Below are 14,118 nucleotides of genomic sequence, written 5' to 3'. Positions count from 1 at the left end.
CTCTCGCGGCGGGAACGGCGGCCTGACGGACGGCGGTCGGGCGAGCGGACGGCGGGGATCGTGCGGTCCCACGAGCCTATCCGCCGGGTACGTCGGCGCGGCGGGCCGGTCGAGGAAGCGCGCCGATCACGTCGGCGCGGCGTGGAGATGAGGGCGGACTACCTGGGCGCGCCTTTGGTTGCATATCCAGAGGCCTACGGGGTTCCGCGGGCCTGGCGGACACGCAGATCATGAGGAGTTCGGGTGCCTAACAAGCTCGCGGAGCAGACGTCTCCGTACCTGCTGCAGCACGCGGACAACCCGGTCGACTGGTGGCCCTGGAGCCCGGCGGCCTTCGCCGAGGCGGCCCGGCGGGGGGTGCCGGTGCTGCTCTCGGTGGGCTACGCATCCTGCCACTGGTGCCATGTCATGGCGCACGAATCGTTCGAGGACGCCGCGACCGCCGAGTACATGAACGACCACTTCGTCAACATCAAGGTGGATCGGGAGGAGCGGCCCGACGTCGACTCCGTCTACATGGACGTCACCGTCGCCCTGACCGGGCACGGCGGCTGGCCGATGACGGTGTTCCTCACCCCTACCGCCGAGCCGTTCTTCGCCGGCACCTACTTCCCGCCGCGTCCCCGGCCCGGCATGGGGTCGTTCCGCCAGGTCCTGACGGCGGTCACCGAGGCCTGGCGGACCCGGCGGGACGAGATCGAGGAGTCGGGGGCGGACATCGCCCGCCGGCTCGCCGAGGCGGCGACGCGTGGTCCGGCGTCCGGTCTCGCAGCCGAGATCACCCCGGCTCTGCTCGACACCGCCGTGGCGGGGCTGTCGGCCCGCTTTGACGCCCGTCACGGTGGATTCGGCGGTGCGCCGAAGTTCCCGCCGTCCATGGTCGCCGAGATGCTGCTGCGGCACTCCGCCCGCACGGGGGACGCGCGCAGCCTGGAGATGGTCGCGGTGACCTGCGAACGGATGGCGCGTGGGGGCATCTACGACCAGCTCGCCGGGGGGTTCGCCCGGTACAGCGTCGATGCGACGTGGACGGTCCCGCACTTCGAGAAGATGCTCTACGACAACGCGCTGCTGCTGCGGGTCTACCTGCACCTGTGGCGGGCCACCGGGTCGGCACTGGCCGAACGGGTGGTCCGGGAGACGGCAGCCTTCCTGCTTGCGGATCTGCGCACCCCCCAGGGGGGGTTCGCCTCGGCGCTCGACGCGGATGCCGTTCCCGCGGATGCCGTTCCCGCGAGCGCTGCCCCGGCGGGAGCGCACCCCGAGGAGGGGGCCAGCTACGCCTGGACACCCGCCCAGTTCGTCGCCGTCCTCGGGCCGGAAGACGGGCGGTGGGCCGCCGGCGTCTTCGGCGTCACCGAGCAGGGCAGTTTCGAACGTGGTACGTCGGTGCTGCGCCTGCCGGCGGACCCGGACGATCCGGCGAGGTTCGCGGCGGTCCGCGCGGCCCTGGCCGCGGCACGGGCGACCCGGCCGCAGCCGGCTCGCGACGACAAGGTGGTGGCCGCCTGGAACGGCCTGGCCATCGCGGCGTTGGCCGAGGCTGGCGCGTTGTTCGACGAGCCGGACTGGGTGCGGGCCGCCGAACAGGCCGCCGTCCTGCTCCGGGACGTGCATCTCGTCAACGGACGCCTGCGCCGGACGAGCCGGGACGGGCGGGTTGGCGTGAACGCCGGGGTACTGGAGGACTACGGCGACGTCGCCGAGGGACTGCTCACCCTGCACCAGGTCACCGGCGATCCGGAGTGGCTCGCGCTCGCTGGGACGCTGCTGGACATCGTCCGTGATCGGTTCGCGGCCTCTGACGGGGGGTTCTTCGATACCGCGGACGACGCGGAGGTGCTGTTGCGCCGGCCGCGGGACGACTCGGACTCGGCGACCCCGTCGGGCCAGGCGGCTGTCGCCGGCGCCCTGGTCAGCTACGCGGCGTTGACCGGTTCCACCGAACACCGGTCGGCCGCCGAGACGACGGTGGCGCGCGTCGCTCCGTTGCTGGCCCGGGATGCCCGGTTCGCCGGTTGGGCCGGTGCGGTCGCCGAGGCGCTGCTGGCCGGGCCGGCCGAGGTCGCGGTCGTGGACAGCCCGGCGCTGGAACGGCTCGCCCGCCTCGGCACGGCGCCCGGTGCGGTCGTGGTGACCAGCGGACCGCTGACCGTCGGCCGGGAAACGGCTGGGGTGTACGTGTGCCGGGATTTCGTCTGTGAGCTGCCGGCCCGGACCGCAGCCGAGGTGCGCCGCCAACTCGGGGTGAAGGTGGCCAGCTGACCGTCCCTCTTCTTTCACTGGTGATGCGGTAAGCATGTTGCACTGGTGATGCGGTAAGGCTGGTGATGCGGTAAGACTGGTGATGCGGTAAGCATGTAATTGTCACGAGGGGTTCTTCGGATCCGCTCTGGAGTGCCAGATCGGGCCTCCGGGTCCGGATCAGCCGGCAGGCCGGGCCCGCGCGCGGGTCCCGATCGGAGATCGAGGGGACACGTCATGTCCGGTCCGCGTGGACGGGGGTACGGCAGACCGGGGGAGCGGGCGGAGGTGGTTCCGGCGGACGACGCCGCAGCCTGGTTCGCCGAGCACATCCCGGCCGGGTGGTTCGCCGGGATGCCCACGGTGGTCGTGGACCGGGACGAGATCACGGTCATCGGGGTACTCGCGGCCGGCGGCGTCGCGCCCGGAGGAGGGCCGTCGGCGACGGGGGCCCGGATCCGGCGGTTCCGGGAGCAGACCCGTGAGGAACGGATCGCCATCGCCACGAAGGCCGAACATCGGTACAACCGCAAGGTGGCGTGGGGCGCGACCGTCGGTGACACCACCGAGCTGTTCACCGCGCTGTCCGTGCCGGTGATGACCCGGCTGCGCCAGCCGGAACGCCAGGTGCTCGACACCCTCGTCGACTCGGGGGTGGCGCGCAGCCGCAGCGAGGCCCTCGCCTGGTGCGTACGTCTGGTGGGCGAGAACGCCGACAGCTGGCTGCGCCAGCTCCGGGAGGCCATGGAACAGGTGGAGAAGATCCGCTCGGTGGGCCCTCGGCTGTAGCCGCCGGAGCCCCCGGTAGCCGCCGTGCGGGGGAAGGCTGTTAGTAGATGGCGAAGAGCAGCGCAATGTAGTGGCAGGTCGCGGCGACGAGGGTGAAGGCATGGAACACCTCGTGGTAGCCGAAGATCGTGGGTGCCGGGTCCGGTCGCCGGCAGGCGTAGACGACGGCGCCGAGGCTGTAGCAGACCCCCCCCACGAGCAGAAGTACCATCGAGGCGATCCCGGCCCGGTGGGCGAGCTCCGGGATCACGAAGACGGCTACCCAGCCGAGCGCGATGTAGAGCGGCACGGTCAGGTACCGCGGCGAGTGCAGCCACAGCATCCGGATGGCGACGCCGAGTCCCGCCCCTCCCCACACCACCGCCAGGACCACCCGAGCGGTCGTCGGCGGCATCGCGATCAGGGCGAAGGGGGTGTAAGTCCCGGCGATGAAAACAAAGATCATTGAGTGGTCGAGACGCTTCATGCGCGCCCGGGCACGTGATGTCGACCACATCGTCCGGTGATAGAGGGCGCTCGTTCCGAAGAGGGCCGCAATACTCAGGGCGTAAACCGCGACACCGAGCCGGGCACGCAGCGTGGTAGCCAGTGCCACCGCAATGACGCCTAGTGTCAGGCTGATCGGGAACGCGCCGGCATGTAGCCATCCCCGCATGCGCGGTCGCACCAGGTCACGCGGGTGCGAGGCGATGTCCGTCTGCGGAGGCCCGGCTGGCTGCTGTACGAGGGAAGCCACGCCGAGAACGATAACCCGAGGGTTGCCGCCGTCACGAAGCGGAGCTGGACGGCAGCGGTCGGTCCGTATCGGTGCGTGATGGATCCGACGCTTCTGCGCACTCGCTATCGCGCGACTGCGGACGGAACGCGCGGTACAGTCTAATGATCCTGAACGTGGCCTCGAACTTCCCCTATATTGTGGGTTTTGTCTGAACGTCCACGAGTACGTTCGAGTTCTCAAGTGGGTACCTGCATATGGGAAGAGAGCGCGGCAGGTTCGACTCGACCGGAGGTGTGAGCTGTGACAACCGCGGCACAGGTTTCGGGGCTGGACGTGGCCCCCACGAGGCACGCCAGGCTGGTTGCCTGGGTGCGCGAGATTGCCGAACTCACTCAGCCGGATCGGGTTGAGTGGTGCGATGGATCAGAGGCGGAGTTCGATCGGCTGACCTCCCTTCTGATCGAGCAGGGGACCCTGGTCCGGCTGAATGACGAGAAACGTCCGAACAGCTTTTACGCCGCTTCGGACCCGGGCGACGTGGCCCGCGTGGAGGACCGCACCTACATCTGCTCCGAGCAGGCGGAGGACGCCGGTCCGACCAACAACTGGCTGGACCCTGCCGAGATGCGGGCCACGCTCCGGGGCCTGTTCGCGGGGTGCATGCGGGGTCGGACGATGTACGTCGTCCCGTTCTGCATGGGTCCGCTCGGCTCGCGCATCTCGGCCCTCGGTGTCGAAATCACCGACTCGCCTTACGTCGTCATCTCCATGCGGACGATGACCCGGATGGGAACGCCCGCCCTCGAGCAGCTTGGAACGGACGGTTTCTTTGTCCCGGCCGTCCATTCCCTGGGCGCTCCGCTGGAACCCGGCCAGGCCGATGTTCCGTGGCCGTGCAATACGACGAAGTACATTACCCATTTCCCGGAAACCCGGGAGATCTGGTCCTACGGATCGGGTTACGGCGGAAACGCACTGCTCGGCAAGAAGTGCTATGCGCTGCGTATTGCGTCCGTCATGGCCCGCGACGAGGGCTGGCTCGCCGAGCACATGCTCATCCTCAAACTGACGTCTCCCGCCGGCAAGGTCCACTACATTGCCGCCGCATTTCCGTCGGCCTGCGGAAAGACCAATCTGGCGATGCTCATCCCAACCCTGCCGGGCTGGCAGGCGGAGACTGTCGGTGACGACATCGCCTGGATGCGCTTCGGTGAGGACGGCCGGCTGTACGCGGTCAACCCGGAGGCCGGGTTCTTCGGGGTCGCCCCGGGGACCGGCGAGCAGACCAACCCCAACGCGGTCAGGACCCTCTGGGGCAACGCCATCTACACCAACGTGGCCAGGACCGATAACGGTGACGTCTGGTGGGAGGGGCTGACCAAGCAGCCGCCGGCGCACCTCATCGACTGGAAGGGCCGCGACTGGACCCCCGAGTCCAGCGAGCCCGCCGCACACCCCAACGCCCGCTTCACCGTCCCGGCGGGCCAGTGCCCGACGATCGCCCCGGAGTGGGAGGATCCGCGCGGCGTGCCGATCTCGGCGATCCTGTTCGGCGGGCGCCGGGCGACCGCGGTGCCGCTGGTCACCGAGGCTCCCGACTGGCGGCGCGGGGTGTTCTTCGGCTCGATCGTCGCCTCCGAGACGACGGCGGCCCAGGCCGGAGCGATCGGCAAGCTGCGCCGGGACCCCTTCGCGATGCTGCCGTTCTGCGGCTACAACATGGCCGACTACTTCGCCCACTGGCTCGAGGTCGGGCAGAAGGCCGACCAGACGAAGCTCCCGCGGGTCTACTACGTGAACTGGTTCCGCAAGAGCCCGGAGGGCAGGTTCCTGTGGCCGGGATTCGGCGACAACAGCCGTGTCCTCGCCTGGATCGTCGGTCGCCTGGAGGGCACGGCAGCCGGGGTGGAGACGCCGCTCGGCGTCCTGCCGACGAAGGACGCCCTACCCGTTGACGGCATCGACATCGCCGAGGAGGACCTCGAGACCCTGCTCACGGTGGACGTCGAGGTGTGGAAACAGGAGGCCCAGCTGATCCCCGAGCACTACCAGACGTTCGGGGAACGGCTTCCGGCCGCCCTGTGGACCGAGCACGAGGCGCTTGTCGAGCGGCTGAACAGCGCAGACTGAGCGGCTGACGCACCCAACCGCGAGCTCCGTCCGGGGAGCGCACCGCCGGCACGGCACTTCGTGGCAGCGCCTCACAAGGCAACCGTGGCAGCGCAGGGCATCCGTGGCACCACTTCGTGTGATACCCCCGAGCGGGTCGGCCACGGGCCGAGCCGCTCGGCGGGCTCCCGGCCCGGCCCGTGGCGACCGGTCGGCAGGGTTCGGCCCTCCTTCGCCGGCCCGGCGGCCAGCCCGGCGCCGGACTCGTTCGTAACTCCGCGTCGCGTCCGTTGTTCCGCCGTCGGCGGGCCGCGTTCCTACCGAGTGTCGCGGTACGGCTCACCTGAGCGGAGCACCATCCGATAATGACCACCCCGCGGATCCCGCATGTTCGCCGGGGATCAATCCCTCCCCCGGGTGAATTTCCGGGAATTCCCCAGCCGGTTGGCTGAATTTCCTCCGACCCGCCCGACGGTGCCAGTCGGCGCCCTCTTTCGGGCCCGGTTTGGTTCGATCCGATCTCGATGACATGTCGAGACAACGAGTGTCCGATCATCGGCCCGCGGTGTTCCATAGCCCGGGTGTTCCATGGTGTTCCGTCGCGTTTCCCCCGTGGGCGCGCCTCATGCCGTCACCTCTCGGTCGTCGCGTTTCGGGTGACCCCTCACCGGCCATCACGCTTCGGCCTGTCACGTTCTGGCCTGTCGCGTTTCGGCCCACCGTGTCTCTGGCCGGCACGCCCGCGGTCATCCGGCTCTCGTCGGTCGCCGGGCTCATGGATCCGGTGGCGACCTGCGGCCGGTCGGTGCCTGTTGCCCCGGTCGGTCGGTGACTGTTGCCCCGGTCGGTGCCCGTCGCCGGAGTCGGCGCAGGTCCCGGGGCTTCCGAACCGAGCAGGGAGCGGTGACCTGGCTTCCTCGGGCGGACGCTCGTGGTCCGGCCTCCGACGGCGCCGCGCGCGGCGGCTGATGCTCCGCGTCATGATCCGGACGCAATGTGACCGATCGGGGTGCGACGGGAACTCCGGGGTGCGAGACGTTTCCAGTTCTTAACGTAACGTGTTGTCGGAAGTGGGTCGCCATCATCGAGGGCTGCGGTTACCGTGGGAGCGCTAGCGTCTCAAGCCGTGGTCCGGCATGGTGCCGGACCTCTCGGGAGGCCCCTCGGTGCCGCAAGCGCGACTACACCAGGAGGCCGGTGCCCGGCCCCTGCAGGGGTCGGTCCCGGACTACCTCCGAGTAAGCGGGTGGGCGTGTGCCACGAACGCATGTCGTCGACACAAGCGTGCTGCTTTCTGATCCTGGCGCGCTGCTGCGGTTCGCGGAGCACAATGTCGTGCTCCCCCTCGTTGTCATAGGGGAGCTGGAAGGCAAAAGGAACCATCCGGAACTGGGCTGGTTCGCCCGGGAGGCACTACGCATCCTGGACGATCTGCGCATCCGGCATGGTCGCCTTGATCAACCGCTCCCGCTGGACAACGGCGGGACGCTACGGGTGGAACTCAATCACACCGATGCGGCGGTGCTTCCACCGGGGTTCCGGGTCGACACGAACGACTCGCGGATCCTGTGCGTCGCGATGAACCTCGCCCGCGAGGGCGCCGACGTCGTACTGGTCACGAAGGATCTCCCGCTGCGGGTCAAGGCGTCGGTGCTGGGGCTGCCCGCCGAGGAGTACCAGGCGCTGTCCCCGGTGGACACCGGCTTCTCGGGGATGGCCGAGCTCACCGTCACCCAGGAGGACCTCGACCGGCTCTACTCCCGCGAGTACACCGAGATCCTGGAGGCCGCCGACCTGCCCTGCCACACCGGCCTGGTCCTCACCACCACCGGGGGGAGTGCCTCCGCGCTCGGCCGGGTGACCGCCGACAAGCAGGTCCGGCTCGTCCGCGGCGACCGCGACGCGTTCGGCCTGCACGGTCGCTCCGCCGAGCAGCGGGTCGCCCTCGACCTCCTGCTCGATCCGGATGTCGGGATCGTCTCCCTCGGCGGTCGAGCCGGCACCGGTAAGTCGGCGCTTGCCCTGTGCGCCGGGCTCGAAGCTGTGATGGAGCGCCGGGCGCACCGCCGGGTGGTGGTTTTCCGCCCGCTGTACGCCGTCGGTGGCCAGGAGCTCGGGTACCTCCCGGGCAGCGAGAACGAGAAGATGGCGCCCTGGGCCCAGGCGGTGTTCGACACTCTCGGTGCGCTCGTCTCCCCCGAGGTCATCGAGGAGATCGTGGATCGCGGGATGCTGGAGGTGCTGCCGCTCACGCACATCCGTGGCCGGTCCCTGCACGACGCGTTCGTGATCGTCGACGAGGCCCAGTCCCTGGAGCGCGGGGTGCTGCTGACCGTGCTGTCCAGGCTCGGGCAGGGGTCACGGGTGGTGCTCACGCACGACGTGGCACAGCGCGACAACCTGCGGGTCGGCCGGCACGACGGGGTCGCCTCGGTGATCGAGACCCTGAAGGGCCACCCGTTGTTCGCGCACGTCACGCTCACCCGTTCCGAGCGATCGCCGATTGCGGCCCTGGTCACGACGATGCTGGAGGATCTCGTTCTCTGAGCGATCTTGTTCTCTGGCGGCGTGCTCCCCGATCGTCCGGCGAACGTTCGATGAACCTTCGGAGAACCTCCGGAGAACATTTGGAGAGTATCTGGGGGGCGTCCGAGGGTCCCGGGCTGCGGGAACGTGTGGCCGCGGTGCGCGGTTGTGCGAGGAGACAACCACCGGAGGTGGCTTCCCATGTTCTTCGGTCGTCACAAGACGACACTGCCCACGCCCGAGCAGGCCCTTCCCGGCCGGGATCGGCCGGTGTTCGCGGGCGACGTCCCGCACACCGTGCTGGGGACCCCGCTCGCCGGCCCGTTCCCGGCGGGGCTGGAGACCGCCGTGTTCGGCCTCGGCTGCTTCTGGGGGGCCGAGCGCGCGTTCTGGAAGGTTCCCGGGGTGTACACCACCGCCGTCGGCTACGCCGGAGGGCACACCCCGCACCCCACTTACGAGGAGGTGTGTTCCGGGCTGACCGGGCACACCGAGGTCGTCCTCGTGGTGTACGACCCCGCGAAGGTCGGCTACGAGGAGCTGCTGCGCGTGTTCTGGGAAGGGCACGACCCGACCCAGGGCATGCGGCAGGGCAATGACACGGGCACCCAGTACCGTTCGGCGATCTACACCACCACTGCCGGGCAGGCCGCCGCGGCGGCTGCCAGCCGCGAGGCGTTCCAGCAGGTGCTGACCGCCGCGGGCCTCGGGGCGATCACCACCGAGATCGCCCCGGCTGGTCCGTTCTACTATGCGGAGGAATACCACCAGCAGTACCTCTCCGACGCCAAGAACCCCGGCGGCTACTGCGGCCTGGGTGGCACGGGCCTGTCAATATGTGGCCCATGGTCAGAGCGGGAATCTACGTCAGAGCCGGCCAGGACCGAACAGGCGCAGGGCTAGCAGTCTCACGTCAGGAGGCCGGGCTGCCGCCCCCTCTGCGACCGTAAGGGCTGGGCGGTCGAGGACGTCTACTACGGACAAGGATGTCGGTGCCCATTCCGGACGGCCACGCCCGGAGTGGGACCGGCTCGTTGACGACATCAAAGCAGGCCGCCTCCAGGCGATCGTCTGCTGGCACATCGACCGGCTGACCCGCCAGCCCCGCGAAGTTGCGGGACGACGCCGGGCCGCACTTCGGGTTCGGCTGGCACGCCGTTGGTCCGGAGCCGGGGTGGCGAAGCTGGTCGAGATGCTCGACTTGGGCGCCGAACGCATCCCCGGACAGGATCGCGTCGAGCGGCGCGGAGTGGACGTTCCCCGCCGATGAGCTGGACCACGCCGACACCGAGGCCGGCGGCGTCGTTGATCACCGCACTCCAGTCGGCGGTGCTCAACGTCCCGTGGTCCCCGAGCGGGGACGAGTCCGCGTAGCAGTGGACGCAGGCTGACACCGGCCAGTGATCTCCAACGCGACAAAGTCGAGCGCGGGCATGGTTGTGGGCGGCATGACATCTCCTCGGGTATATCCAGATGTCTCACGGTCAGACCGGCGGCGCCCACGGGGTGCGGCCGTGCCGGCGCACCACGGGCAATGCCAGATGGACCTCTGCGGGTGGCCGAGGACCGTGGCGTGGACGGTGACCCGGACCCCATAACACGTTGGCACGGACCCTCCTCTATCGCGCCGACCCCGATCCGATAGCCGCAGCGGCATCGGCTCGCGACGCGCTCGACGTGCTCGACGTGCTCGACGGGCGGCCTACGCGTGGCGTGATCCAGCGATCAGGCGAGATGTGGCGGGAAATGCACCACCGGTGGCCGAAGATCGCAGCCGTTCAGGATCTTGGAGAGGTTATCGATCATTCTCGGCGGGCGTTGGAAGCAAAGCCACCGGCATCAGCGTGAACCGCCTGTCGGTTACGGATCCGGCACGTTTGCTACCTGCCCGCATCTGCCGGGCTACCCTCCCGGATGAGCTGACGGCGGAGATGGAGGGAGGATGGGCTTCGGGCGGAACGCGGACAAGCGGGGCAGTAGTAGCGGGCAGGTGGGCAACCCGGCCGCTGAGCGGCACGAGGGCGAGGATTTCGATGGCGCCAGCATGATCCGGTGCCCGCGATGCGGCGGCTCTGGGAAGGTTCAGAAAAAGTGAGTGCAGGGGAAAGCTGCGGCGAGGAGGGGCCTACGGGCCCCCAACCCGAGGTGCACGCGCTGTTCCCGTCCTGCGGCGAGTGCCGGAGGGCGCGCGCGGAGCATCTGCGCCGGTCCGCGCGCGGGGCGCGGATGCGCGACGGGCTGCCCAGCCTGACTCTCCAGCCGCCGGTGACGCGCTGCCCGCATATCCCGGACGTGTGGGCGCCGGGATTCGGCCCGGGTCGGAGCCGCCGGAGGGCTCCGGGTGGGAGACGCGGCCGGAGGGCCCGGTCTGACCCCCGCCTGGTTCAGCCAGCTTGTCCCCGGTGGGCGGATGGTCCTGCCGTTGCGCTGGCGCGGCCAGACCCGGGGTGTCGCGTTCGTCAAAGGCGGCGACAACGTGCTGCGCTCGGACGCGGTGTTCCTCCGCGGCTTCGTCCCGATGATTGGTCAGGACGTCGAACGCGTCGCCGCGCTCCACGAAAACCCGCTCGTCCAGATCCACTACGACGTCGACCAGGACATCGACCCGGACCACCTCACCGGCGTCTTCGCCACCCCCGGGTCGCCGCCTGGTCGGGCACGACCATCGGGCCGCAGGACCCGATCGACGGGATCTGGCTGCGCGCCACTGCCACCGACCCGGCCGTCTGCCGGATCAACGCCAGCCGTGGCGCGGTCGAGGCCGATCTGTGCGTCCCGCTGATCCCGAACCTGAGCCCCGCGCTGGTCGCCGGCTCCTCGCTTGCCTACCTCGCCAAGCGCCGCCTCGACGGCCCCGATCCGGTATACGAGATCGGCGCCCACGGCCACGGGGCTGACGGCCAGGCCCTCGCTGAACGCCTCTGCGATCACATCCGGACCTGGGACACCGACCGCAAGGCCGGCCCGACCCTCACCGCGATCTCGCTGACCGCCGACGCCGAGGTCCCGCCGACCGCGATCGTCAAGAAGGACTGTGCGATCATCATCACCTTCTGGCAGCCGAGGGTGCCGCGTGGCCGTACTTGCCCGAGCGCGGGCAATCGCGGGCAATCGCGGGCAATCGCGGGCAATCGCGGCCGGCCGGTGCTCAGCCGGTGGGAACGATCTGCGCCGGGGCCCCGATCTGGGCGACGATCATGGTCCAGCGCCCGTCACCGGCGTTGAGAGCGTCGGTCGTGCGCTGCAGCAGCACCGGCGGGGGGACGGGCGTGCCGTCGAACAGGTTCCCGCACGCCGTGACCGCCTGGGCGTAGGCACCGGCGCCTTCGGTCCAGTTCCTGCTCACGCTCTCGACGGGCGGGAGGCCCAGCGGTCCGATGCGGTCGACGGCCCGCCCCAGGTCGGCGCAGGCCGGTTTCAGCGACATGCCGTCCGCCGCCTGAATGTCGGCCCGTACCGCGTTGACCGCCCGCACGACCTCCGAACGGACCTGGGCGGTGGTGGCGTACCAGGACGTGAGCCGGGCCTTGACGTCGGTAGTGGGCGGTGCCGCCGCACCGGCCCCGCCACCGGACCCGCCACCGGACCCGACGACGAGGAACACCACGACCACCGCCGCGACCCCGGCCACGGAAAGAACCGCCAGCCCGCGTCGACGTTCCTCCCTGGTCAGTTCCTCCCAGGTGCGGTAGTCGCTCCGGCGCCGGCTCACGGATCCCCCAGATAGCCAGATAGCAAGAAGTCAGCGACAAAGCAGACGCACAGCTCAATCCTGACGTTGCGTCGGGAGCGACTCCCGACCGCGCCGGTGACGCGACGCCCGGCGTCCCACCTACCCGATTCAACCTCCCCCCGCGGCGCCGAGGCGCCGCGGGGGCACCGAAGAGGCCCCGCGGGGGGCACCACAAAGGGGCACACCGCGAGGGGCACCACCAAAGGGGCGCCACCAAACGGGCTCCGGGGCTCTGCGGCTCTGCGGCTCCGGGGCTCTGCGGCGGTTATCCCGACCACCGCCGTAGCGATACGCCGGACCGGCGGTATGCGCGGCGGTAGATGCGGCCGCGCGACCGAGAGCACGGGCAGCGGACAAAGTACCGGCCTACGACATCACCCGAACGTCGGCGCGGGAAAATGCACCGTCTTCTACTCCCTCCCAAGGGGATCCCCACGCGGGAACTTCGATTTTCGTCACACACCTCTGCGTTCCGCTCCCGGCCGGCTCGGCGATGTACTCACGGATGTACGAACGGGCCGCGCCCGGCCGTTGCCGGCGGAGGATCCTGGACCGACCCAGGTCGACCTCCGGCGTTTCGATGCGCAAAGCCGCGCGAAAGCGCCAAGATATCCCGGGTTCTTTACCACCCCGCGGCTCGGTGGATACCGGTGAGGGACGTTCGCGAAGGGGCACAGATGGACTACGTGATGGACTTGTCGGAGTCGGAGTGGGGGACACCCGCACCGGACCGGACGGGTAGCTGGGCGATCGTCGTTCTGGAGCAGGGGACCCGGCAGGTGCAGGGAGTCATCGGCCCGTTCCGGTCGCCCGGCCATGCGCAGGCCTACGCCTGCGACGGGGGATTCGCCGACTGGCTCATCGTCCCATCCCTGTATCTGATGTCGCCCACCGAACCGGAGATCGCCGCCATCGCGGTGCTGTGAGAAGGGATCACCCGAACCCGGTGAGCTGAGGTGAGGTGACCGAACCCGCCGGATCGTTCGGGCCGGGTGGTCCCCATCATGGTGCCGAGTGGGGACCACCCGGCAGACGGCATCGAGCGCAGGCGGGGAGAATCGGGGGTCATGGCGGAACATCTGATCGAGAACTATCTCATCGACATGGACGGTGTTCTGGTCCATGAGGAACATCCCATTCCGGGCGCGGATGCCTTTCTGGCCGGGATCGGCGAGGCAGGCCTGGGTTTTCTCGTGTTGACCAACAACTCGATCTACACGGCCCGCGACCTGTCCGCCCGGCTGGCTGGCGCGGGACTCACGATCCCGCCGGAGCGGATCTGGACCTCGGCCCTCGCCACCGCGCTCTTCCTACATACCCAACGCCCCCGGGGATCGGCGTACGTCGTCGGCGAAGCGGGCCTGACCACGGCGCTGCACGACATCGGCTACGTCCTCAGCGACCGGTCACCCGATTACGTCGTCCTCGGGGAAACCCGGACCTACAGCTTCGAGGCAATCACCAAAGCGGTACGGCTGGTGCGCGACGGCGCACGCTTCATCGCGACGAATCCCGATCCCACCGGTCCCTCGGTGGAGGGTCTCCTGCCCGCCACCGGGGCGGTCGCGGCGATGATCACCCGGGCGACCGGCGTCACACCCTACTTTGTCGGCAAGCCGAACCCGTTGATGATGCGCAGTGCGCTGAACACGCTGTCCGCGCACAGCGAGACCACCGTGGTGATCGGCGACCGGATGGACACCGACGTCGTCGCCGGCCTGGAGGCCGGAATGGACACCGTGCTGGTGCTGTCGGGCATCACGTCCATCACCGACGTCGACCGGTTCCCCTACCGACCGACCGCCATCGTCGACAGCATCGCCCAGTTGCCCGTCGGTCGGGATGTGCGGACGCTCGACAGCATGCCGACGGCCGCCGTCCGCCCGGCGCCAGCCGGGGCTCCCGATCGCACCGGGACGCACGGTCGGAGCCCGGGACCGGTGCACACCTCGGGGTCCACCACACGTGGGTGAAGGGCCACCGCGGAATCAGGGAACCC

The 14,118-nt window shown here is 69.7% G+C and carries 11 protein-coding genes; 9 read left to right on the top strand and 2 right to left on the bottom strand.

The window, feature by feature from the left end; translation table 11 throughout:
* Window positions 1–243 precede the first annotated feature (243 nt).
* Together FRANCCI3_RS19680 and FRANCCI3_RS19675 are read left to right on the top strand one after the other, a co-directional pair.
* Window positions 244–2,265, top strand: a complete 2,022-nt coding sequence (locus tag FRANCCI3_RS19680) for a thioredoxin domain-containing protein (RefSeq protein ID WP_011438274.1) — start codon at window positions 244–246, stop codon at window positions 2,263–2,265.
* Window positions 2,266–2,481: 216 nt separating this feature from the next.
* Window positions 2,482–3,033 carry a hypothetical protein gene (locus FRANCCI3_RS19675; RefSeq protein WP_011438273.1) on the top strand — a complete coding sequence of 184 codons (552 nt, stop codon included), beginning with the start codon at window positions 2,482–2,484 and terminating at the stop codon, window positions 3,031–3,033.
* A 40-nt stretch (window positions 3,034–3,073) separates the two neighbouring features.
* Here the strand turns inward: FRANCCI3_RS19675 and FRANCCI3_RS19670 are convergent, their stop codons facing one another.
* Complete coding sequence (locus FRANCCI3_RS19670) at window positions 3,074–3,688, bottom strand: PAQR family membrane homeostasis protein TrhA (protein WP_041258009.1); 615 nt, start codon at window positions 3,686–3,688, stop codon at window positions 3,074–3,076.
* A 363-nt stretch (window positions 3,689–4,051) separates the two neighbouring features.
* Between FRANCCI3_RS19670 and FRANCCI3_RS19665 the strand changes: the two genes are divergently transcribed.
* From FRANCCI3_RS19665 to FRANCCI3_RS23685, 5 genes are all read left to right on the top strand, one after another.
* Window positions 4,052–5,881, top strand: a complete 1,830-nt coding sequence (locus FRANCCI3_RS19665) for a phosphoenolpyruvate carboxykinase (GTP) (protein ID WP_011438271.1) — start codon at window positions 4,052–4,054, stop codon at window positions 5,879–5,881.
* 1,233 nt (window positions 5,882–7,114) lie between these two features.
* A complete protein-coding gene (locus FRANCCI3_RS19660; protein ID WP_011438270.1) occupies window positions 7,115–8,407 on the top strand; it encodes a PhoH family protein in 1,293 nt (430 codons plus the stop codon).
* Window positions 8,408–8,587: 180 nt separating this feature from the next.
* Window positions 8,588–9,289 (top strand): peptide-methionine (S)-S-oxide reductase MsrA, encoded by a 702-nt coding sequence (gene msrA / locus FRANCCI3_RS19655; protein ID WP_011438269.1) that lies wholly within the window; start codon window positions 8,588–8,590, stop codon window positions 9,287–9,289.
* Window positions 9,204–9,656, top strand: coding sequence for a recombinase family protein (locus tag FRANCCI3_RS29190; protein WP_349256624.1), 453 nt, complete (start codon window positions 9,204–9,206; stop codon window positions 9,654–9,656). The genes msrA and FRANCCI3_RS29190 overlap by 86 nt, the downstream gene beginning before the upstream one ends.
* A 1,071-nt stretch (window positions 9,657–10,727) precedes the next feature.
* A complete protein-coding gene (locus tag FRANCCI3_RS23685) occupies window positions 10,728–11,168 on the top strand; it encodes a hypothetical protein (RefSeq protein ID WP_023840087.1) in 441 nt (146 codons plus the stop codon).
* 366 nt (window positions 11,169–11,534) lie between these two features.
* Here the strand turns inward: FRANCCI3_RS23685 and FRANCCI3_RS19645 are convergent, their stop codons facing one another.
* Entirely contained in the window at window positions 11,535–12,098 is a 564-nt protein-coding gene (locus FRANCCI3_RS19645) for a hypothetical protein (protein WP_011438265.1), read from the bottom strand.
* 698 nt (window positions 12,099–12,796) lie between these two features.
* Here FRANCCI3_RS19645 and FRANCCI3_RS19640 point away from each other — a divergent pair.
* Both FRANCCI3_RS19640 and FRANCCI3_RS19635 read left to right on the top strand, forming a co-directional pair.
* The gene (locus FRANCCI3_RS19640) at window positions 12,797–13,045 is read left to right on the top strand and encodes a hypothetical protein (RefSeq protein WP_011438264.1); all 249 of its coding nucleotides are present in this window, start codon (window positions 12,797–12,799) and stop codon (window positions 13,043–13,045) included.
* Window positions 13,046–13,186: 141 nt separating this feature from the next.
* Window positions 13,187–14,092, top strand: coding sequence for an HAD-IIA family hydrolase (locus FRANCCI3_RS19635; RefSeq protein ID WP_011438263.1), 906 nt, complete (start codon window positions 13,187–13,189; stop codon window positions 14,090–14,092).
* Window positions 14,093–14,118 lie beyond the last annotated feature (26 nt).

This window comes from Frankia casuarinae, from assembly GCF_000013345.1.
In the GTDB taxonomy this organism is placed as follows: Bacteria; Actinomycetota; Actinomycetes; order Frankiales; family Frankiaceae; genus Frankia; species Frankia casuarinae.
The sequence above is the reverse complement of the archived record's forward strand: the minus strand, read 5'-3'. Positions and strand labels throughout refer to the sequence as shown.